The sequence below is a fragment of the Bacteriovorax stolpii genome (genome assembly GCF_002872415.1).
In the GTDB taxonomy this organism is placed as follows: domain Bacteria; phylum Bdellovibrionota; class Bacteriovoracia; order Bacteriovoracales; family Bacteriovoracaceae; genus Bacteriovorax; species Bacteriovorax stolpii.
The window spans coordinates 1,098,295-1,119,046 of record NZ_CP025704.1 but is presented as its reverse complement, the minus strand read 5'-3'; the positions used below and the strand labels follow the sequence as shown (position 1 = coordinate 1,119,046).

Below are 20,752 nucleotides of genomic sequence, written 5' to 3'. Positions count from 1 at the left end.
GTAAAAACCGGCTGTTTTTAGGATTTTCGATCAGGCTGGAGAGAGAAGTCATATCAATATATAGTAGTTCAAGCCGGATTTTTGTCTATGTAGAAATTACAGGATCAACCAATTTTTTTTTATCCTTGGTATAGTCGCCCTACTTTGAAATCAGGAGTAAAATATGTTTAATAAACTATTATTAGCGACCTCTGTTACCGCCTTGCTTGCAAGCTCTGCCTTCTCAGCTTCTATGCAGAGAAAAAATGAGAAAAAACTCTACGTCGGCTCCAACTCAACTGAAGCTGTCCTGACATTTAATGGAGTTGTTGAGTACGAAGGGACAAAAGCTCCAAGCGCAAGAACAATGAACAGAGTGATTGAATCTCAGATTGAGCACACAATCGGACCAATGTCAGTTGCTCAATATACCTCTGTTCCTAAAGGTGACCACACCATTTCAAACGTCCAATTACTAGGCAAAAAAGGATCTGCTTATCAGATCGGGTACACGTACGAAGGAACTGTTGTTTTAGAAAATGGCCCAAAGACTACTTACGACATCATTCTGGCAATCAACCCGGCAAAAATTTATTCGGCAGGTTTCGTTGGCGACTACAATCCATGTACAGATGATCACTACCAGTCAGAGGGTGACTTCTGGTATTTCTGGAATCCATACAACGAAGGCTGTAAATTAAAAAAAGATAAAGACTACGCTATCGTAAAAGCCAAAGTGGCGCGTTTTGAAAATACAAAATTAACTTACCCTGAGTATCACAACCTTCCAGATGAAGCTGGCAACATCAACATCCACGTTCTATTTGGAATGGATGACAACTCGAAAGGAAGAAACCCGCTTAACAGTGGGGACATCAACGCTGAAAACTACCGTGACTTCAGAGAGTACCTGATCGGAAAAGGTTATACAGCTAAGAAGTGGACAGCGACAGAAATCAATAAAATCGCAAAAACTAAAAATGGAGCTGCTCCTTACGTTGAAACACTTACAAAAGGAAAAATCGTTTACCGTTTCTTCTTCGGGCCATCAGCAATTGATGAAGATTCACTAGCGTTCCACTGGTTCTATAAAGACGCTATCGAAAACTCTTCTGTAATGGTCTACGGCGGTCACTCTGGACTTGGAGGGCACCTTGACCTTGAATCAATCGAAGCGAACCTTGGTGAAGAAATCAAGTTTAACACGAAAAAATACCAGATCTTCTTCTTCGATAGCTGTACATCATATAAGTACTACAACACTCAGTACTTCGATAGAAAAGCGACGACAAAAGATCCAAAAGGAACAAAGAAGCTTGATATCTTCACAAACGGATTATCAACTTACTTCCACGTAATGCCTGATTCGAACAAAGCGATGGCGATCGCCTTTGAAAAAGCTCTTGGGTACGCTCAATCTGGAAACGGATTCGTCAGCTACCAGACTTTAGCAAAACAAATTGATTCAGATAACCTTTTCGGCGTCAACGGTGACGAAGACAATGAAGCTCCAAAACAAATTAAGTAATTTATTAATCGTTTTATTTCTTACTCTGGTTTCTGCAAATCTTTTTGCAGAAACCAAGTGGGAAGTAGCGACTGTCTTTCTCGGGGCCAGAGAAAACGAAGAGTACCAGGCCGATGTTGAGGCCAATCTCAAAGAAATCTCCCGTATTAAAACCTCTGCTTATTTAAACGTGTCCGCTTACCGTGAAAAAGAAAGCAGGCCATCTAAAACAAAGATCCTTACTTTTTTAAAAAATAGCTTTAAAGACCCAAAGTCTAAAAAAGCGCTGGTTATTTATGGGCACGGCCAGGGACCTGAAGGCCTACGCGACATGCCTGTCACTGAATTAAAATCTCTTTTAAAAGACTTAAAAATGAAACTCGACATCACTTGGTTTGATGCCTGTTTCCTTTCTAATATCGAATTCCTTTATGAGTTAAGAGGAACATCGGTCTACTCTATCGCTTCAGAAGAGGCCGAGTTCAGCTCAGGACTTCCTTTTGAGTCACTAAGCGATCTTCCACAAAATGCTACTGCTGAAAGTGCGGCCTTAATGCTGGCAAAAAGTTTTATCGATTCTTACTCTTACTTAAAAGATGGGAAACAAAGAGATGCCGTTAGCACAAGTTCGGCAACAATCAGTGTAATCGACAACGCCGAGCTAGAAGTATTTGTCGCAGCTTTTAAAAAAGTCTCTGCTATTATCCAAAAACTCCCGGCAGCTGAGCAATCAGCTCTAAAAAATAAGCTGGCGAAAAAATATGCTATGGATGAAAAATCTCTGGTGGACTTAGGAAGCCTGCTTATCGAGCTTCGCCTGACAATTAAAGACCAGGTCATCGATCAGGAACTGACCAAATTAATTCGTCTCTTAAATATTGAGTCAGTTAAAAAATTAAAAACCAACCCTCGCATTAAGATTGAAGCTCCTGTTCCTGGTGCTCAAATGGTTTTTGGTTTTAATAACTGGGAAAATGGACACAAGGCCGAATACCTGGACAATCCTCTTTTTAGTGAGATCCTAAACACTAAAATGTTTATCGCAGGGCCTCTTTCACAAGAGTGGCCGATTAAAAAATTCGATGGTGCCAGCACGACGGTGTCTCCTTTTGCTCCAGGTGTGAACTCATTTGATTATTACTTTCTGGATGCCAAGGGAAAACTGATCAGTGAAGCTTTAACGATCACTCGCTCTCTGGATGTTGTTGAAGTGCCACAAACAAAAAAAGCGGCCGGAAGCTTTCTCGTTTACAGTGCTTACACTCAAAAAGTGGGCTCAAAAGCAGAAAAGTACACCGGTATGAATATCGCGCTTTTTAACTCTGCTCCTTCAATGGATTACTTTGAATTGGAATTCAATCAAGCAGTCGGCTGGCTGAAACTATAGCCCCATGATGACTCTCATCCCTTGGAGACAATCATTGGATGGAAGTTTAATCTGCACAGGAGCTCTCCCTCCCATCATTTTAAAATAGCGTCTGGAATGTTCGTTCCAGTAATGGTCTTTTAAATTTAAAAGCTCTTCTTTTTGCTTCATTGCTTCGGCAAAACTCATCTTCCCGTCCACTGCTTCCTCATAGGCCTCTTTAAAAGCTCCCTGCAGGATAAGCAGTTTCTTTTGATTCAGGAGCCATTCTTCATAGGATTTTGGAATGTAGTCTCCAGAAAGATTGCGCGCTTCTTCAAAATTATCAAAATACTCAAAGGCCGTTCCAATAAAAAACACATGATTGCTTTGCAGCTCTTTTCCTTCAAAAACAAAATGAGCAGTGTCATCAAACATGATTAACTCACTCAAATCCTTTGAGACTTTCGAGAGGTCTTTTTTATGTTTCTCTGAAAAGCGCCATTCAGGAAGTGCACCCGGCACATCAATCAGGTCTTCATTGTTTAGAATTTTATAAGCGATGTCTTTTAAGCTCTTTCCATTTTTAAGTTTGATTTTTGAAAGCAGCTCTTCGTTTCTTGCTTTTTTCCCACCGCTGTAAAAAGACACTTTCATTTCCGGATGAGAGAGAATTTCATTCACAAATTCTTCTAAGCCCTCGTTGATGTAATAGTGTTTTCCCTGCACTTCGATGATACGTTTATTCTTTGGTATTTTCGCTGACTCCCTCGTCACTTCAGTGACAATCGTCCAGTCGATATCAAAAACCACATGGCGCGACTTCGCGCTTTCCTGAGCAGGACTTCTGAACTCCTCATGAGCGCATGAGAAAAGCAGAAAAAGGCAGAAGATAAATGTAAAAACAGAGCTCCATTTCATCCCAAACTTATCGGAATCCCAACGATTTAATAAACCGTCTTTTTTGGTCAACAAAGCGCTTTAAATATGGGATAATCCCCGTCATGGAAAAAGAAAAAGTCTTATTATTCTGGAGCGGCGGCAAGGACAGTGCTCTTGCCCTACATGAACTGCAAACCAACCCGGCCTACGAAGTCGTTGGTCTAGTGACAACTTTTAACCGCGATCAAAGCCGTGTACCTTTTCACGGAATCCCGGATGTCATGGTAGTTGAGCAGGCAAAAATGCTTAAGCTTCCACTACAAAGAATCTTTCTTCCAACTGGTGCCACCAACGAAGAGTATATCTCACAAGTCAGTTACATCCTGGCGATGTTTGCTAAGCGCGGGATTAAAACCGTGGCCTTTGGTGACATCAATCTTGAAGAGGTACGCTCTTTTAAAGAAAAAATGCTCGCTGATCTTGGCATGAAAGGACTCTTCCCTCTTTGGGGACGTTCAACTTTAGACATCACAAAAAAATTCCTGGCCACAGGACACAAAGCTTTAGTCACAGCAGTTATGACTGAGAAATTAAGCGATGAATTTTTAGCTTGTGAGTTCAACGAAAAATTTATTGAAAGACTTCCGGAAGGAATTGATCCTGCTGGAGAAAATGGCGAGTTCCATACTTTTGTGATTTTTGGACCAAGCTTTAAAATGCGCGTAGGTTTCTCTAAGGCAATCGCTGTTCAGGAAGGTCCTTACCTGGTCACGCTGATCAAAGAGCCTTAATTGTCAAAAAACGGTGCCAGCGTTTCAACCAGTTCATCAAAAAGCACACGCACGCGGTGAGTTTGTCTTTTTCCCACTGAGGAAAGCAGCCACACATCTCCTACAGGATTGATGATTTCATTTTTTAAAATGAGTTCGAGCTTATTGTGATTGACCAATTCAATGACATTCCATAGAGGTCTGATCGCTATTCCCATTCCATCTACTGCAAGCTTAGTTAAAACCCCCGGGTCATTAGTGAGAAAGTCGCGAGGCTTAGTGAACGCTTTAATTTTCATTTTGTTTGACTTGAACTGGTACTCACCGTGAGTGTTGATAAAAAGTACGCGGTGGCCTTTTAAATCTTCCAGCTGTCTGATCTTCTTGTGCTTCTTTAAATACTCAGGAGAAGCGACCATGACCATTCTATGCTGGCCAATCTTTCGTCCCTGAAAAGAAGTGTTCTCTCCTGGATTGATCCTGATGGCGAGATCGATATTATTTTCAATCATATCAAGCATGCTATCAGTAGCCACAAGTTCGATAGTGAGTTCAGGGTGTTTAAGTTGAAAATCATTGAGCACGCGGGCAAGAATATCCTGGGCCATGGTGATCGAACACGTCACTCTAATAAGCCCTTTCATGGCATCGTCTTTACCAAAGGTCGCTTCAAACTCCTGAACGTGGTCAAGCAGGCGTTGAGCCTCAATAAAAATCCTATCGGCTTCAGGGGTCGGAACAATTTGGCGGGTGCTTCTGCGAAAAAGGCTATAACCCATCTCCGACTCTAAAAGGCTCAATCTTTTGGCCATTGCGGCCTTAGACATTCCCATCTTTTTTGCCGCCTTAGTCAGACTCTTAGTCTGGTAGATGGCAATAAACGAGCGAATCTGAGTGATATCCTTTAAAATCATTGTAAACCTCTGGTTAACATTAAATCAATTTCAATAGGTATTGTCCACAATTTAGAATTGGTCTATTGTTTAGAAAAGAATGACTAAGGAGCTAATAATGACCGCAACACTTTTATCACCTCTTAAACTTCGCGAGCTGACTTTAAAAAACCGCATCGTTGTTTCTCCAATGTGTATGTACTCGGCCATTAACGGTATCGCTAATGACTGGCACCTGGTTCACCTCGGCGCACGCGCTTCCGGTGGAGCTGCTGTCGTGATCGTTGAAGCAACAGGAGTTGTCGCTGAAGGAAGAATTTCTGAAAGCTGTCTTGCTCTTTATAACCAGGCCCAAATGCTCGCTTTAAAACCCATCACTGCGTTTATTAAATCTCAAGGCTCCATTCCTGCTATCCAACTTGCACACGCTGGAAGAAAAGCTTCTATGAGCAATCCATTTAATGGCGAAAGACTTTTAGGACTCAATGAAGGCGGCTGGGAAGTCGTTGGTCCTAGTGCCATTGCTTTTTCTGAGCGATATGCCACTCCTAAAGCACTTTCAATTAAAGAAATCCATGAACTGGTAGAGAGCTTTAAACACTCTGCCCGCCTCGCTCTCGAAGCTGGGTTTGAAATTATTGAGGGGCACTCAGCTCACGGCTATTTAATGCATCAGTTTCTCTCTCCACTTTCTAATAAACGCACAGATGAGTTCGGAGGATCGCTGGAAAATAGAATGCGTTTTCCACTGATGGTGGCCCAAGCGTTGCGCGACGTCTGGCCCGCTCACCTTCCGGTTTTTTTCCGTATTTCTGCGACAGACTGGACAGAAGGTGGATGGAGCATCGAAGATAGTGTTGCCTATGTGAATGAATTAAAGAAAATAGGTATCGACTTGATTGATGTCTCGACAGGAGGAAATGTTTCCGGAGCTAAAATTCCTCTGACTCCTGGGTATCAAACACCGTTTGCTGAACAAGTAAAAGCACAGACAGGAATTGTCACTGGTGCCGTAGGACTTATCACCGAATTTGATCAGGCCGAAGAAATATTAAAGACTAAAAAAGCTGATGTGATCTTGCTTGCACGCGAACTGCTCCGCGACCCGAACTGGCCGATTCGTGCAGCTCTTCACTTTGGCGAAAAAGCACAGGTGCCTCCACAATATGCGAGGGCCTATAAATAGGAACCAATGAATTTTCCTGCTCTAGAAAATAAAAACTTCAGAATCTATATCGGTGGACAATTTATTTCCCTCATAGGGACCTCTATGCAGCAATTGGCGATGAGCTGGATGATTTACAAGCTCACCAATTCCCCTATGTGGCTGGGGTTCGCCGGCTTCTCCGCTCAGCTTCCTATGTTCGTCTTTGGGCTTTTTGCCGGAGTTATCGTTGATCATGTGGATCGACACAAACTTCTGATCTGGACTCAAGCTCTCGCGGCCGTTCAGGCCATCTTACTTGCGATCTTAACTTTTACCGGACATGTCACGCTTGCTCATTTAATCATTCTCGATTTTACTCTCGGTACAATTAACGCTTTTGATATGACTACCCGACAGGCCTTCGTTGTTCAGATGGTTGGTTCAAAAAAAGATTTACCAAACGCTATTGCTATCAACTCGTCTGTCATTAATCTGACCAGACTCCTGGGACCTGCGATTGCCGGAGCGATGATTGCAATTGTCGGCGAAGGAATGTGCTTTCTTATTAACGGAGTCAGCTACATTGCTGTTTTAATCGCACTTTTAAATGTAAAAGTTTCTCCCTACATTCCACCGGCCTTTAATCCGAGAAAAATTTTCTCTAACTTAAAAGTTGGTTATGAAGCCATCTTTAAAAATGAGCACCTTCGCGCCGTCATTTTCTTTTTAACTTTTATTAGCTTCTTTGGGATTCCTTATACAACATTCTTTCCGGCAATCGCTGCCAAAGTTCCCAACGGTGGAGCCACTGCTTTAGGATGGATTTCAAGCTGTGTTGGGGTCGGTTCACTTATCAGTGCTCTTTATCTAAGTAATCGCAGAGGAGCGCCAACACTTGCCCGCATTGTTGGTATCGCGGGTATTGCTTTCGGACTATTCCTCATGATTCTTTCTCAACTGGAACACTTCCAGTTTATTCTCTTTAGTGTTTTTACAACCGGTATGTCGATGATGCTTCAGTTAGCTTCAAGCAACACCATGATTCAAAGTACGGTCGATGATGATAAACGCGGACGTGTGATGAGTTTCTTTAACGTGGCCCTTTTAGGGATTGCCCCATTTGGCAGTTTATTGATGGGCTTTTCAGCTGAGCACTTAGGACTGCACTCTGCTTTATTAATTAACGGAGCGATCTGTTTAGTTGGGGCCTTTATCTTCTATAAGAAAGCTCCAAGTATTAACGAGTATATTCTTTCCAAAGCCTAAGTTTATTCTAGGTCTCTTGCCAATTCTTCTTTGTGATTAGTCGTGCCCCTCTTGAGAAAGTGAGGTACGACCAGGTCCATTGCATAAGAACGAACAGGCGGTTTTTAAAACCAATCAGGTAATAAACATGAACAAAAAGCCATGCTAACCAGGCAAATGTTCCGCGCGCTTTTAATCCTTTAAATTCCATGACTGCAAGCTTTCTTCCAATCGTCGCCATCTGTCCTTTGTCGAGATACTTAAACTCACGCACCTTCTCACCCTTAATCATGCGAATGATATTTTTTGCTGAGTGCGCTCCCATCTGAATCGCCACAGGTGCGAGTCCCGGCAGGACGCGACCTCCTTCTTCTTCAAAGTGTGCCTGATCACCAATAACAAAAACATTTGGTGCAGCTTCAAGTGATAAATGTTTTGTGACAATAATTCTTCCAGCGCGGTCTAATGGCACGCCCAGAGTTGAATTGATCGCTGAAGGCTTAACTCCTGCTGCCCACACAACGGTGCGAGACTTTATTCTTTCTTCTTTTCCATCTGGAAGCTTAAGCGCGACACCAGTCGCATTGATATCAGTCACCATTGTTTGGTTCATGATTTCAACACCGAGATGTTGTAAGTCTTTCTTAGCATCAAGAGAAAGCTCTTCATTAAAACTCGCAAGGACCTTAGGTCCTGCCTCAACTAAAATAACTCTGGTTTTATTGGGATCTATATTTCTAAAATCAGCTTCCATTGTCTGGCGGGCAATTTCTGAAATCGCTCCGGCCATTTCAACTCCAGTTGGTCCGGCGCCCACGACGACAAATGTCAGCCATTCTGATTTGATATTTTCATCCGCTTCTTTTTCGGCCATCTCAAAGGCCATCAGTATGCGTCTTCTGATTTCAGTCGCCATCTCTAATGTTTTTAACCCGGGAGCAAATTCCTCCCAATGGTCTTTGCCGAAATAACTGTGAGTAGCACCACACGCAAGAATTAAATAATCGTATTTAGCTGAGACACCTGTCGTCTCTAGTGAGTTGTGAGCAATGTTAACGGACTTAATTTCTTCTAAATAGACAGTGACATTTTTTGCATCAGAGAGAACATTCCTGATTGGCATTGCGATGTCTGCAGGAGAAAGTCCTGCTGTCGCGACTTGGTATAAGAGAGGTTGGAATAAATGGTAATTTCTTTTATCGACGAGAGTGACTTCTACAAGATCGGGGTAATCGGCCAGAACTTTTGCTGCTTTTAAACCACCAAATCCTCCACCAACAATCACCACTTTCTTTTTCATTTTTTATCCCGGTATGATTTTATCAATTTAAATCCCCAAGGAAGTAGGGCCAGAATAATAAAGGCCAATGCAACCTTTGGACTTAAAATATCCTCTAATCCTTCTATTTTGGCAAATTGAACACCTGCCAAAGTGTAGACCACAACCATAGGAATACGCCCGACCCAACTCGCCCAAAAAAAAGTCCACCAATGAAGATTGGACACTCCCATAATAAGGTTGGCGACAAAGGAAGGAATGAAAGGAAAAAGCCTGAACGACAGAAGTGCCATAGTTCCTTCATTCTGCCATTCTTCTTTGAAGATCCTGGCATTTTCTCCGTAGCGTTTTAAAATCCATTCTTGTAGGAAATAGCGGGCGATTAAAAAACCAATAAGATTTCCCACCGCAGTGGCAATTGATGAGAGTAAAGCGCCTTTGGTGAAGCCAAAGAGCATGCCTCCGATGAAGCTGATCATCGAAATCCCCGGCACCGGAAGTGCGGCCATCATCATATTAAAAAGAAAAAAGAATGAAAGAATTTTTAGCGGGGCCTGCTGATAAATCACAAGCCAGCGGTCATGATAACTTTTAATCGATGCCAGACTATCGAGCATTTCAAGTTCTGGCACCAGGTATTTTAATAAGAAAATAATTCCGACAATCGAAACAACAAAGACGAAAGGTTTTTTCACACGTTCTCGTCTAATGATTCAATGATTTTATTTTCTTTCGGTGGGAAGTACTCTTCAACGATAATAGGAAGAGCTCCGTACACCAATGAAGCCAGGAGTGGCCCCACGAAAAGCCCCGGAAGACCTAAAACATAAACTCCGCCGATAACAGCAAGAAATCCTATGAAGGCCGGAACTTCAACCTCTCCCAGACTTACCAAATAAGGTCTGACCAGGTTATCTGCGACTCCTGCAAAAGTTCCGATAATGGCCATCACAATCCCCGCTCCCGTGCGCTTTTCCAAGAAAGCAATAATGGCCAAAGCAAAGGCCATCGGTGCAGCACCAATAACCGGAATAAATGAAATGATAAACGTTAAAAAGAAAACGATATAGAAATCACCAAGCCCACAAGCAAGGGCCCCTACTGAAATAATCGTCGACTGAAGAATGCCGGTGATAACATTTGAAAGAAAAACTTCACGGCAGCTCGATTTCAAAACGTTAATAAAACGATTCGAATGGTCTCTTGAAAAATAATAATAACGGTCAAAAACTTCTCTGATTTCATTCTCTTTTAAAAGGAAAAAATAAAAAGAAAGCCCCATCACTAAAACCCCGAGTAACAAATCCGGAATTTGTGTGACCATGTCACTGAATGTTTTAAAAATAAATGTCCCAGCTGTCGTGATAAAAGTATTAAACTTCTCCTTCACCATTTCACTTTCCAAGTGGTTACTTACGGCAAGCTGATCAATAAACTTATACACGCTTTCTTGAGTTGTCTGAGTCAGTGTAGAGAGAGATTGTTTCGTAAAGAACTCAGAAATGATTCTTGCTCCTCTCATAAAAAAGATTCCAAAAGGAACTGCGATGAGAAAAAATAAAGCGGCGCTCACGATATTAAGAGCTTTCTTTTTACTCCAGCTATATTTCTTCATGAACTTGGCCACGAATGGACTCAAGGCCAGGGCCAGCATCCCACCAAAGAAAAAAGCAATAATGAAAGGACTTAAAACGTAAAGAAAACCAACGGCAATAATAAAAGCTGTCGCTAGTTTAAAGAAGTTTCTAAAAAACAATTCGTGAAATCCATTACTCATATTAATCTCTTTCTGGTTGATCTTTTTTCGGCTGGGCCCTCTTGGCTTCGCGCTCTTTAATAAAATCTAAAATAAGTAGACTGATGACTGATTCCAGTTGATTGCCTGCCACAGGCACCTGGGCAGGTGCTTCTTTTTTCTCAGCTTTAAAAATATCCAACCAGTTGCTCTTGTTGGTCGCATAGACCATCACTCCAGCACAAATGGCAAGAAAACCCAAAATAAACCAGATCGATGGAGTGAAAAGGGCCGCTCCATTGTCGATGTTATTTAAAAATCTTTCAATCAAGTGGCTCATCCCCAGACAGAAAAGCGCTAAACTTCCCAGCATTAAGGCCACAAGAATAAGAATGCGCCTTAATTGATTTAAAATTTCAGCAGAAATTTCCAGTGACTTCTCACTGATCATATTTCCTCTGCCAATAAAGTAGTTGAGAAAAAATTCACCGATTTTAAAAATGTCGTTCATGAGCGCCTGCCTGAAAAAAGTTTACCGATGATAAAGCCAATCCCAGCAGCAATCGCAATTGATGTCAGCGGGTGCTTTTGAACAAACTCTGTTGTACGGTCTTTAATTTCACTCAACCTCTCCTCGATGTCTTGTAGTTGATCGCGGTTTAGGCCAGGCAGTTCTTGTAGGGTATTCTTAAGGTCTTTGTGGTCCATTAAAACTCCATTTTTTAATAGCTTAGATATGTTTAGCCATTTCGTCCACCAAACCCTTCCAAATATCACCAATTCTGGGATAGAATTTCCTAATGAAAAGTTTAAAACTTCTAAGTCTTCTTTCTCTAGTGATTATGGCGCCAAGCTTAAAAGCTGAGCTTAAGCTAAAACCCTTTGAGACAGATGGCTGCACCATGTTCGCCGACGGAACTTACTCGAAGCCTGGGCTTTGGAAGCACTGTTGTACAGAACACGACCTGCGCTACTGGTTTGGTGGAAGTGAAAACGATATGGACCAGGCCGATCTTCGCCTGCGTTCATGTGTAGAGAAGGCCGCTGGAGCAAACTGGGGCTACGTGATCTACACTGGAGTGCGCGCCGGTCACCACTCTCCGATCAAAAATAAATACCAATGGAACTGGGGCTGGGAAGTGGCCCGCGAAAAAAAACCTCTGACTCCGGCCGAAGTTGGCTACGTCATCACAGAGCTTCGTTCAATGAGTGTTGAAGATGTGAACATCGACAACTTCATCAAAGTGAATTTTCCTTAACCGAAGAGTTCTTTCGTTAAATCAAACAGCTTATTTTTTGCCAGGTAATTCTTCACGTAGTTTTTGTTTTCTGGTTTGTACCAGAAGAAGAATGTTCTTTGGCGGGTCTTCTCATCGAGTGTGATGGCCGTCTTCACTTCTTTGAGAGTGTATGGATGGTATCCTGAATAGTAAATTTCAGTGGCCACTGTCATTGGCGTCGGGGTGAAATCCTGAACCTGCTCTAATCTGTAACCAAGCTTCTTTGTCTTGACTGCAAGCTGGGCCATATCCTCAGGAGTTGTCCCAGGGTGAGATGAAATAAAGTACGGGATCAACTCTTGGCGCAGACCTTTTTTGGCAGAGATCTCTTCAAACTTCTTCTTAAAAGATTCGAAGTAATGAAACGCAGGTTTTCTCATGAATTTTAAAACATGATCTTCTGTATGTTCTGGAGCAACTTTCATTCTTCCTGAAACGTGATGAGAGATCAATTGCTCGACATACTCTGCATCTTTTTTAGGGTCACGAGATCTTTCGTTAAACATTAAGTCGTAACGAAGACCAGAACTAATAAAGGCCTTTTTAACTTTTGGATGCTTGGCAACTTCTTTGTAAAGCTCAGTCATCTTCTGAGGATTCGTATCCAGGTTTTTACAGATAACCGGGAAAATACATGAAGGAGCGGCACACTTATCACAGTGCTCTTGATCGATTCCCTTCATTTGGTACATATTCGCAGAAGGGCCACCGATATCTGAAATATATCCTTTGAAGTCTGGCATTTTGGCGATTTGATCCAGCTCTTTCATCACCGAGTCTTTTGAACGGCTGGCAATCATTTTTCCCTGATGAGCAGAGATTGTACAAAAAGAACATCCACCAAAACAGCCGCGGTGAGTGTTTAGCGAGAATTTAATCATCTCGTAAGCAGCAATCGCTCCTCTGTCTTTATATTTTGGATGCGGATATCTTGTGTAAGGAAGATCGAAAGAAGCATCAATCTCTTTTTCCGTCATCGTCTGGTATGGAGGATTGATGATAAGGGTTTTCCCTTCTACTTTTTGCAGAAGTCTATTAGCAAATTGCTTATTAGACTCTACTTCTACGTGCATAAAGTTTTTTGAATAAGCTTTTTTATCTTTTAAACACACTTCATGGCTTGTCAGTTCGAAATCATCCCAACCAGGCATCCCCATAGGAAGTTTGTCTTTTTGATCAATCAAAAATGCCGTCTGGGGAATATTTCTAATTTCATTAAAAGGCACGCCTGCAAGAACCAGCTTCACCAGTTCTTTCATCGGCTGCTCACCCATTCCATAAACCAGAAGATCAGCTCCTGATGTTGAAAGAATGTTGGGCATTAATTTATCTGACCAGAAATCGTAATGAGTCACTCGGCGAAGTGAAGCCTCAATCCCTCCCAGCATAACTGGAGTTTCTGGATAGAGTTTCTTTAAAATGCGTGTGTATTCAGTTGTAGCGTAATCAGGTCTAAAGTCAGGTGATCCACCAGGAGTATAGGCATCATTTGAACGAAGTCTTTTTCCCGCAGTGTATTTGTTAACCATTGAGTCCATATTTCCCGAAGTCACTCCGAAGAAATATTTTGGCGCTCCAAATTTCTTAAAGTCGCGAAGGTCATCACGCCAGTTTGGCTGAGCAATGATCGCCACTCTTAATCCCATTGATTCAAGAATTCGCCCCATAACCGCCGTCCCGAAGGCCGGGTGGTCAACATAAGCGTCACCTGTCACCAGGACAACATCGAGCTCTTCCCATCCGCGCTTTTTTGCTTCCTTCATTGTGGTCGGAAGCCAGGCAGTAATAGGTAGTAAGTCTGGTGATTGGATTGCTTCATTTTTGCTCATAAGTGATCGCCAAAGTAGGTAAAAAGACAGGCTTTGGCAAGCGAGCATGGTGAAGTTTACAGGGTAAAAACTAGAAAAAGCGCTTCCAGAAAGGGCGCTTCTTGTGGATTCTCTGCCACTGGGCTTCAGAACCGTCCCCGGTTTTTTTGACCAGACCTCGTTTCTCCAGGCTTTTTAAAACAAGAAGCATTTGATCTTTATCAAAATCGGCGAACTTTTTAAGGAGTTCCGTGTCCATATCAAAGACAATTTTAGAAAAAGACATCGGCTCATAAAATGAGAGTGTCGAAAGAATGAGGTCTTCAATTTCCTGGTTTTTGTCCATAATTCAATCTACACTTTTTTTATGTATAAATACAATATTCCAGAACAAGAATACGAATTAAGTTTTTCCAGAAGCGGCGGCGCTGGAGGCCAGAACGTAAACAAAGTCAACACGAAGGCCACTTTGCATTGGAATGTTCATAACTCCTCACTCCCACCGATTGTTCGCGAGCGATTTATTAAAAAATACCAGAATAAATTAAGCGCTGATGGTGTGCTGACGTTATCAAGTCAGGAGCACCGTACGCAGCACATGAACATTGAATCTGTAGTTGAAAAGCTTCATGAAATGATTGAATCGATTGCACATCCGCCGAAAGTGAGAAAACCTACGAAACCGACGAAGTCTTCGGTGAATAAGCGAATCAGCTCTAAAAAACAAAAAGGCGAAACTAAAAAATCTCGCCGTGAAAAATTTTATTAAATATAAAATTTAATCAGCTCTGGCAGATAGCCCTTCAAAAGATCGAAGTTAAACCCAAGGGATAATCCTTTTTCATTGGGCATCATAAAATCTTTATCAAAACCAAATGGAGAATGATTAACGTCACTAGCTTCATTGGCATACACTGCTTTTTTGCCAGCGAGAGTTTCAATCATATTCATCAATTCGCCCAATGAAATATAACCTGAACTCACGGCATTCACAGCGCCTGTGAAAGTATGCTCTCCAATGAATTTAAGAAATTCTCCTGCTTCATGTGACTGAATAAAGCCCATCTTTGTCTCAAGACTTGGAAAAAAGATTGGCGTTTGATTAAGTACAGCGTCCACATGAAACTTTAATCTTGCCGTATAATCATCTTGACCTAAAACTATAGGGAAACGAACCATCACCACTTCAAAAGAAGCTGTTTGCGAAAAGACGGCTTCAGCCTGTCTTTTTGCTTCCTGATAGTCGTAAGGGGTGGTGTCCTCGAGATTGATTTTATATTTCGTTTGATCAAAGTGATTCTCTGAAAGCTCAACTCCATTTGCTGGATTGTAAACGGAGCCTGTGCTGGTAAAAATATAACGTCTGCATTTACCTTTAAAGGCCTCACAAGCGATATGCGCAGCCTGGGCGGACATACAAACCTGATCATAGATCAAATCAAAAGGGCCCAGCATGGCCAGCCTTTGCAGGTCTTCTAATTTAGTTCGATCAGCTTTTTCAAAACGAACTTGATCTTTAAATGAAAAATCCAGATTGCCTCGAGTGGCAACAGTGACATCGTGCCCTTCTTTAATAAAGGCCTTCACTAAATGAGTTCCAAAAAAACGGGTTCCGCCTAAGACAAGAATTTTCATAAGATCATCTTGAGTAAAGTCATGGTATTTCTCTGCTGATCATATTTTGCACGATACTTCTGCAAGAAGTCCAGTTTGTCGGGACGGTATTTAGTCATGGTCATTAAATGGTCGACATTTTTCTCAACGACATAATTTACATTCAGCCCGTGCTCTTTCATCATGGCACTTTTAAGCGACACGACCCCATCGTTGTTGCCGGTAAGATCCTGAGTGATATTTCTAAAAATTTCAAGAGGAGTGTCCACTCCAAAAGCATTCGGCTTATAGCTTGCGTAATTAAGAAGTTTTTTATCAAGTGATTTTATGACTGAGCGAACGTCCGCTGAATCCATGTAGCGGCTTCTTTCTTTAATCGTCAGCGCCTCCATGCCTTTGGCACTTCCGCCCATCCATTCAAAAAGAGACTTTCCCGTCTGTCTTAAAAAATCATTGTCGTACATCAGGCTTGCCACTTCAGAACCCCAAAATGGGCTTTGAACACTCACCCATCCATGAACCTTAGAGACAAGTTCAGGCCTAAGTCTTAAAGCTTCTAATGTGTCTAAACCGCCCTTTGAATGTGAGTATATCAAAACTGGTTTTTGTGATTTTTCAATTTCACTGATGATGGTTAAAGCATTCACTTCAACCGGACTTTCAGTATCAATTGCGACAAAAGAAAAATCGATTTTCTCTTTTGTAAGCAGAACTTTTTGTTCATGAAAAGCATCTTCAAAAATAAATCCGACTTTGATCTGGTTTCCGCTTTGACTATCAAAAGACTCGGCCAGAACGCCGGGAACTAAAAGGACTTTAAACTTTTTTAATTCTTTGATCTCTGCTGCTGAAAAAGAGCTCTCTTTAAATTTAGAAAAATAGACAGGACTCAGGTCTGATGCCCAGGCAAAATTAAGCACTAAAAAAAGGAGTCCCACTAATATTTTCATTGGGAGAATTCTACCAATTGGGAAATTTTAAAGGGCTTTTTTGTAAAGATTACAGGACGGAAAGGACTCTGCCGATCACCTCATCCGTCGTAAAAGCGGCCGGACTCAGGCGAACCCCTGGCCCCCTGATCGCGAAATTACAAGGGATTGCCCTTAAACTCTCCACTGTCGTGGCCTTAGGGATGAAATTGACCATCGGAGTCTGGTGATTCTTAAGCTCGTAGGGAGAATGCACTTCATAGCCTTTTTGCTCCAGTCCCAGGCGAAGCATTTTGGCCAGGCGGATGGTTTCGGTCTCAATATGAGAGACTCCAGTTTCCAAAATCAGATCCACTGAAGCTCCAAGTGCAGTAATTTCTAAAACCTGTTTTGATCCTGCTTCAAACTTAGAAGCATCCAGTTTTGGAATACACTCCAAGCTTGTCGGGTCATCACAGGTCCCAAAAGTATAAGAGCCCACATTATGCGGTTTAATTTTTCCAATGTGTTTTTGATCAATCGCCAGGTATCCAACACCCACCGGGCTAAAAAGCCATTTATGACTTCCACCGGCCACGGCATCCACTCCCCACTTCTTCATATCAAAATGATGAAGTCCAAGCCCCTGAATGATATCGACAAAAAGGAAAATACCTTTTTCTTTCGTCACTTTTCCCAAGGCTTCAATGTCAGTGCGGGCCCCAGTTAAAAACTGAACCCAAGAGACGGCGATAATTTTAGTTTTGTCGGTGATCTTTTCAACAATCTTTTCATAAGGAGTCGCTAAGTTTTTTTCAGAAGGCACTAAAACCAGATTAGCGTTTTTTCTTTTACACGCTTCCTGCCACGGGTATAAATGCGAGCCATACTCTTCGGCCCACATAATCACTTCATCTCCTGCATTTAAAGGAAACTGCATCGCCAGCTGACTGACTCCACCTGCAGTACTTTGGAAAAAAGCAATCTCCGTGTGGTCACAGCCAATAAGTTTAGCAAGCGACTGCCTTGAGTGAAGAACATCATTCATGTAATCCAGGTCAGTGTAAAAACCCTCTTCGTAAAAACGATTGCCCCAATAAAGAACCTTATCGCGGGCCTGTTTTGAAATAGGAGCAAGACCTCCATTGTTTAAATGGATGCGCTCACTACCTTGGTAAAAAGAGTCTTTAAACTTTCCAATCACAACTACACCATGGTCTTAATTTCGTTTAATGCTTTTTCCAGACGGTCGTAGTGCAGTCTGAAGCCCAGAAGACAGAAACGAATCGCCAGCTTTCCATCAATCGTACACGACGATAAAAACAGCGTTCCTTTGTTGTTAATATTTTCCATAAGCTTCTTCGTCTCAGCATCGCCTTTTTTATGAGCGAAGGTTAAAATCGAAAGCTCTGGTTTTGAAACAACAACCAGGTCAGGAATCTTGGCAATTTCAGCAGACAACCATTCAGCAAGTTTTAGTTTCTCTTCCAGGTTTAACTGGAAAGGACCTACACCTAATGTCTTAAGTGGTAGCCAGACACGCAGACCTCTAAAGTCGCGCGAAAGCTCCGGCGTGATATCTGCATAATCGACTTGATCCACTGGTCGAGGTGGCATGTATGAATCGTCTGATAAGTAATCAAACAACATGTGATCTTTATTTTTAACTAATAAACATCCTGTTCCATATGGAATTGAAAGCGCTTTATGAGGATCAAGAGCGACAGAATCTGTCTCTTCGATTCCCTTAAGAAGCGAGCGCCCTTTTTCTGTCAGCATAAATAGCGCTCCATAAGCGCCGTCTGCGTGTACCCAAAGATTATGTTTTTTAGCGATTGGAAGAATTTCTTCCAGCGAATCCACACATCCTGTTTTTGTCGATCCTAATGTCGCCACAACCAGGAATGGCTTGAACCCACGGGCCACATCTTCTTCAATCTTTTCACTTAAAAGCTTGTTGTCCATTTTGTAATTTTTAAGTGGGATTTGTCTTAGGTTTTCTTTTTTTAGACCTAACATCACCCATGCCTTGGCGATACAGTGATGAGAGTCGCTTGAAGTGTAGGCCGTCACCTTGCTGTAATCGAAGCCCGTGATCTTTTCTTTGCGGGCCATGGCAAGTGCCGAAAGAGTTGCGACCGAAGAGCCGGTTGTTAAGAAACCTTGTGAAGAGATTTCATCATAACCAATCATTGTCTGGAACCACTTGATGACTTCCATCTCCAGAGTCACGAGCCCTGGGGCCATCATGTAGTGACCAGAAAATGGGTTGAGTGTTTGAGCGATTAGTTGAGCTGTATTAGAAATAAAATTTCCAGCTCCGGCCACGTAAGCTGCAAAACCAGGGTGCCCTGGGATTTGCGAGTAGCGGGCCATGTCTTCAAAGACAGTCTTCATTAAGTTTTGGTAACTCTCCGGGTGCGCCGGAAAGTTTTTAGTCGCATGGTACGGAACACTAAAATCTTTTTTCAGTCCATTGACTGCCGGATCGTGAGCGTCCCCCATTGGCGATTTTGATGGCATATCCTGAAGGTATTTTAAAACCTGAGTTTCTGTCTGTTCGAAAATTGATTTCATTTCAGCATCACTCATTTCCAGTGGCTGCTCAATTTTCTTCCACCACTCATGCCCAACCATTTGATCGAGAACGTTTGTTCTTCTCGGATGAACATATTCTTTTTCTTTTAGAAGAAAAGTTGCTCCGTTGTCGGCAGATCCATCCAGAGTCGCCGCCATTCTGAATCCTGAGTGCTGGTAAAAGTGCGGGCGGAAATGAAAGCGCGCCCAGTGGCTGGCCTCATGCCCACAACTCATAAATGATCCACCACGGATCATCTGGTGTTTTCCATCAAAACATGGTGTGGAGAAGTCATCATAGAGACTGTTGACTTCAAAACCAGGAAGCGGATTAAACTGATCCATCAGCCAGTGCCATGTGTTTCCAAAAAGCTCGTCTCCTACTTCTTTTGGTGAAGACCATAGAAAGTTGAAGTTCTCTTTATATTCATTCTGATAATCAGAAAAACCTTTGTAGTTTTTGTACGGCTGCTTTTGCAGAACCGGGTCTTTTACTTTAGGTTTAATCGCGACGAATTCTGCCTCTGTTAATAAACGGTATTTTAATTTCGTCTTATCGCTTTCTGTTTTCCAGTTACAATAAGCAATGGCCTCGTGGTAATTGACTTCAACCGGCCAGCTCATTGGCATTGGAATGATTTCAAAAATTGTTCTTAGTTCATACTGGTGAGTCCCTTCCGGCCCCACTCCCACCCAAAATGTCGGGCGTTTAGTGTTTCTGAACTTTCTCCACTGAAGACCTTCCGGTGCCCAGTATTTGTCATTGATGTAAGCTCCACTTGAAACGAAATCGAAATACTCGCCATTAGTGATTTGATTTTTTGTATATTCGAAATCTTTGATTTCAACGGTGCGGTTTCCGTACTCGTTGTCCCATCCATAAGACTCAGTGTCTTGTGGTTTTCCAATATTGACTCTCTCTCCTGATTTCTTCACCCATGAATTTTCAGTCATCGCATGAGGAGAATTTTTTGAGGGATGCAGAGGCGCCCAGAAACGTGGGGTTTCTAAATACTCAATTGGAAGCTCGCGCATAAGCACACTTGATGTTTCAAAGTGAATCTTCTCATGCTCGATTCCCATCCACAGTGACCACCATGGGGAATCCTGATTCAGGCTTCCAATTGTATTTAGGTCCGGGTGAGTTTTAATTAAATTAACGATGATGTCATAAACGGTTTTTCTGTAAGCGTGAACAGCTGCCACTTTTGGCCAGGCCATTTCATTTTTCGACATATCATCCCAGCTCATTTCATCTACACCTGTTTCTAAAACTTTTTCCAGGTAGATGTTAACTGCATCTTTTTGAAGGCCAGCGATGCGCAGTTTATTTAAGTAAAGAACTGCAGGGTGACCATAGTAAAAAATCAGCGGGTGGCGAAGAGCATGGTATGGAGGTCTGATGTAGGCCTCTTCTACTTTTAAACTTTGAAAAAGAAGTTCTGTGAGTGTCCAAGAGTTATTGAAGTAAGCGAGAATATCTTCACGTGTTGCTGTTTTTAAATTTAAAAGTGGCAGGGCCACTAAACAATTTCTTTCCTGATCAAAACCTGGACACTTCTCTGGTGCAAGACCAGTCCACCATGAATCGCCAAACTCTTTTTTGAGTAGGTGTTCAAACTCTGGATGTTTTCCTGCTTTTGAGAGATTAGGGTTTCTGGTGATCGTAACTGACATATAGCAAAACCTTGAAAAGAGATTAAAAATGTACTCTCATTTTCTTCCTTTTTACTATCTTTGTCATTGGAGAATTCGGCCGTCTGTCTTTTGACTAAGAAGGGTT

At 42.1% G+C, this 20,752-nt stretch carries 20 protein-coding genes; 7 read left to right on the top strand and 13 right to left on the bottom strand.

Annotation, left to right across the window (positions count from 1 at the left end; translation table 11 throughout):
• Positions 1 to 163 precede the first annotated feature (163 nt).
• Together C0V70_RS05490 and C0V70_RS05485 are read left to right on the top strand one after the other, a co-directional pair.
• Complete coding sequence (locus tag C0V70_RS05490; protein ID WP_102242869.1) at positions 164 to 1,507, top strand: hypothetical protein; 1,344 nt, start codon at positions 164 to 166, stop codon at positions 1,505 to 1,507.
• Positions 1,482 to 2,873 carry a clostripain-related cysteine peptidase gene (locus tag C0V70_RS05485; RefSeq protein WP_102242868.1) on the top strand — a complete coding sequence of 464 codons (1,392 nt, stop codon included), beginning with the start codon at positions 1,482 to 1,484 and terminating at the stop codon, positions 2,871 to 2,873. The genes C0V70_RS05490 and C0V70_RS05485 overlap by 26 nt, the downstream gene beginning before the upstream one ends.
• Here C0V70_RS05485 and C0V70_RS05480 read toward each other — a convergent pair.
• Entirely contained in the window at positions 2,868 to 3,752 is an 885-nt protein-coding gene (locus C0V70_RS05480) for an NIF family HAD-type phosphatase (RefSeq protein WP_133566723.1), read from the bottom strand. The two genes, C0V70_RS05485 and C0V70_RS05480, sit on opposite strands and share 6 nt — an antisense overlap.
• Before the next feature lie 83 nt (positions 3,753 to 3,835).
• On the opposite strand from C0V70_RS05480, the gene C0V70_RS05475 reads away from it, so the two are divergent.
• On the top strand, positions 3,836 to 4,504 hold the full coding sequence (locus C0V70_RS05475) for a Dph6-related ATP pyrophosphatase (protein ID WP_102242866.1): 669 nt from the start codon (positions 3,836 to 3,838) through the stop codon (positions 4,502 to 4,504).
• Here C0V70_RS05475 and C0V70_RS05470 read toward each other — a convergent pair.
• Positions 4,501 to 5,397: a LysR family transcriptional regulator gene (locus C0V70_RS05470; RefSeq protein WP_102242865.1), complete on the bottom strand. Its 897-nt coding sequence runs from the start codon at positions 5,395 to 5,397 to the stop codon at positions 4,501 to 4,503. The genes C0V70_RS05475 and C0V70_RS05470 overlap by 4 nt on opposite strands.
• A gap of 97 nt (positions 5,398 to 5,494) precedes the next feature.
• On the opposite strand from C0V70_RS05470, the gene C0V70_RS05465 reads away from it, so the two are divergent.
• A complete protein-coding gene (locus C0V70_RS05465; protein ID WP_102242864.1) occupies positions 5,495 to 6,562 on the top strand; it encodes an NADH:flavin oxidoreductase/NADH oxidase in 1,068 nt (355 codons plus the stop codon).
• A 6-nt stretch (positions 6,563 to 6,568) separates the two neighbouring features.
• Positions 6,569 to 7,789 (top strand): MFS transporter, encoded by a 1,221-nt coding sequence (locus tag C0V70_RS05460; RefSeq protein WP_102242863.1) that lies wholly within the window; start codon positions 6,569 to 6,571, stop codon positions 7,787 to 7,789.
• Between the two features lie 7 nt (positions 7,790 to 7,796).
• Here C0V70_RS05460 and C0V70_RS05455 read toward each other — a convergent pair whose 3' ends face one another.
• The 5 genes from C0V70_RS05455 to C0V70_RS05435 are packed head-to-tail and all read right to left on the bottom strand — an operon-like array spanning position 7,797 to position 11,490.
• Positions 7,797 to 9,068, bottom strand: coding sequence for an NAD(P)/FAD-dependent oxidoreductase (locus tag C0V70_RS05455; protein WP_102242862.1), 1,272 nt, complete (start codon positions 9,066 to 9,068; stop codon positions 7,797 to 7,799).
• Positions 9,065 to 9,742, bottom strand: a complete 678-nt coding sequence (locus C0V70_RS05450) for a TVP38/TMEM64 family protein (RefSeq protein WP_102242861.1) — start codon at positions 9,740 to 9,742, stop codon at positions 9,065 to 9,067. Before C0V70_RS05450 ends, C0V70_RS05455 begins: the two co-directional genes overlap by 4 nt.
• Positions 9,739 to 10,824, bottom strand: a complete 1,086-nt coding sequence (locus C0V70_RS05445; protein ID WP_102242860.1) for an AI-2E family transporter — start codon at positions 10,822 to 10,824, stop codon at positions 9,739 to 9,741. The genes C0V70_RS05450 and C0V70_RS05445 overlap by 4 nt, the downstream gene beginning before the upstream one ends.
• 1 nt (position 10,825) lies before the next feature.
• The gene (locus C0V70_RS05440; protein WP_102242859.1) at positions 10,826 to 11,293 is read right to left on the bottom strand and encodes a hypothetical protein; all 468 of its coding nucleotides are present in this window, start codon (positions 11,291 to 11,293) and stop codon (positions 10,826 to 10,828) included.
• The gene (locus C0V70_RS05435) at positions 11,290 to 11,490 is read right to left on the bottom strand and encodes an ElaB/YgaM/YqjD family protein (protein ID WP_102242858.1); all 201 of its coding nucleotides are present in this window, start codon (positions 11,488 to 11,490) and stop codon (positions 11,290 to 11,292) included. Before C0V70_RS05435 ends, C0V70_RS05440 begins: the two co-directional genes overlap by 4 nt.
• A 92-nt stretch (positions 11,491 to 11,582) precedes the next feature.
• Between C0V70_RS05435 and C0V70_RS05430 the strand changes: the two genes are divergently transcribed.
• Entirely contained in the window at positions 11,583 to 12,041 is a 459-nt protein-coding gene (locus tag C0V70_RS05430; RefSeq protein ID WP_102242857.1) for a hypothetical protein, read from the top strand.
• Here C0V70_RS05430 and C0V70_RS05425 read toward each other — a convergent pair.
• The gene (locus C0V70_RS05425) at positions 12,038 to 13,891 is read right to left on the bottom strand and encodes a YgiQ family radical SAM protein (protein ID WP_102242856.1); all 1,854 of its coding nucleotides are present in this window, start codon (positions 13,889 to 13,891) and stop codon (positions 12,038 to 12,040) included. The genes C0V70_RS05430 and C0V70_RS05425 overlap by 4 nt on opposite strands.
• Positions 13,892 to 13,961: 70 nt before the next feature.
• A complete protein-coding gene (locus C0V70_RS05420; protein ID WP_102242855.1) occupies positions 13,962 to 14,216 on the bottom strand; it encodes a hypothetical protein in 255 nt (84 codons plus the stop codon).
• A gap of 21 nt (positions 14,217 to 14,237) precedes the next feature.
• Between C0V70_RS05420 and arfB the strand changes: the two genes are divergently transcribed.
• Positions 14,238 to 14,639 carry an alternative ribosome rescue aminoacyl-tRNA hydrolase ArfB gene (gene arfB, locus C0V70_RS05415; protein ID WP_102242854.1) on the top strand — a complete coding sequence of 134 codons (402 nt, stop codon included), beginning with the start codon at positions 14,238 to 14,240 and terminating at the stop codon, positions 14,637 to 14,639.
• Here the strand turns inward: arfB and C0V70_RS05410 are convergent.
• The 4 genes from C0V70_RS05410 to ovoA are packed head-to-tail and all read right to left on the bottom strand — an operon-like array spanning position 14,636 to position 20,646.
• Entirely contained in the window at positions 14,636 to 15,505 is an 870-nt protein-coding gene (locus C0V70_RS05410; protein ID WP_102242853.1) for an NAD-dependent epimerase/dehydratase family protein, read from the bottom strand. The genes arfB and C0V70_RS05410 overlap by 4 nt on opposite strands.
• Complete coding sequence (locus tag C0V70_RS05405) at positions 15,502 to 16,434, bottom strand: hypothetical protein (protein ID WP_133566722.1); 933 nt, start codon at positions 16,432 to 16,434, stop codon at positions 15,502 to 15,504. Before C0V70_RS05405 ends, C0V70_RS05410 begins: the two co-directional genes overlap by 4 nt.
• Before the next feature lie 49 nt (positions 16,435 to 16,483).
• The gene (locus C0V70_RS05400; RefSeq protein WP_102242851.1) at positions 16,484 to 17,596 is read right to left on the bottom strand and encodes an aminotransferase class V-fold PLP-dependent enzyme; all 1,113 of its coding nucleotides are present in this window, start codon (positions 17,594 to 17,596) and stop codon (positions 16,484 to 16,486) included.
• 2 nt (positions 17,597 to 17,598) lie between these two features.
• Positions 17,599 to 20,646, bottom strand: coding sequence for a 5-histidylcysteine sulfoxide synthase (ovoA, locus tag C0V70_RS05395; RefSeq protein ID WP_102242850.1), 3,048 nt, complete (start codon positions 20,644 to 20,646; stop codon positions 17,599 to 17,601).
• Between the last annotated feature and the right edge of the window lie 106 nt (positions 20,647 to 20,752).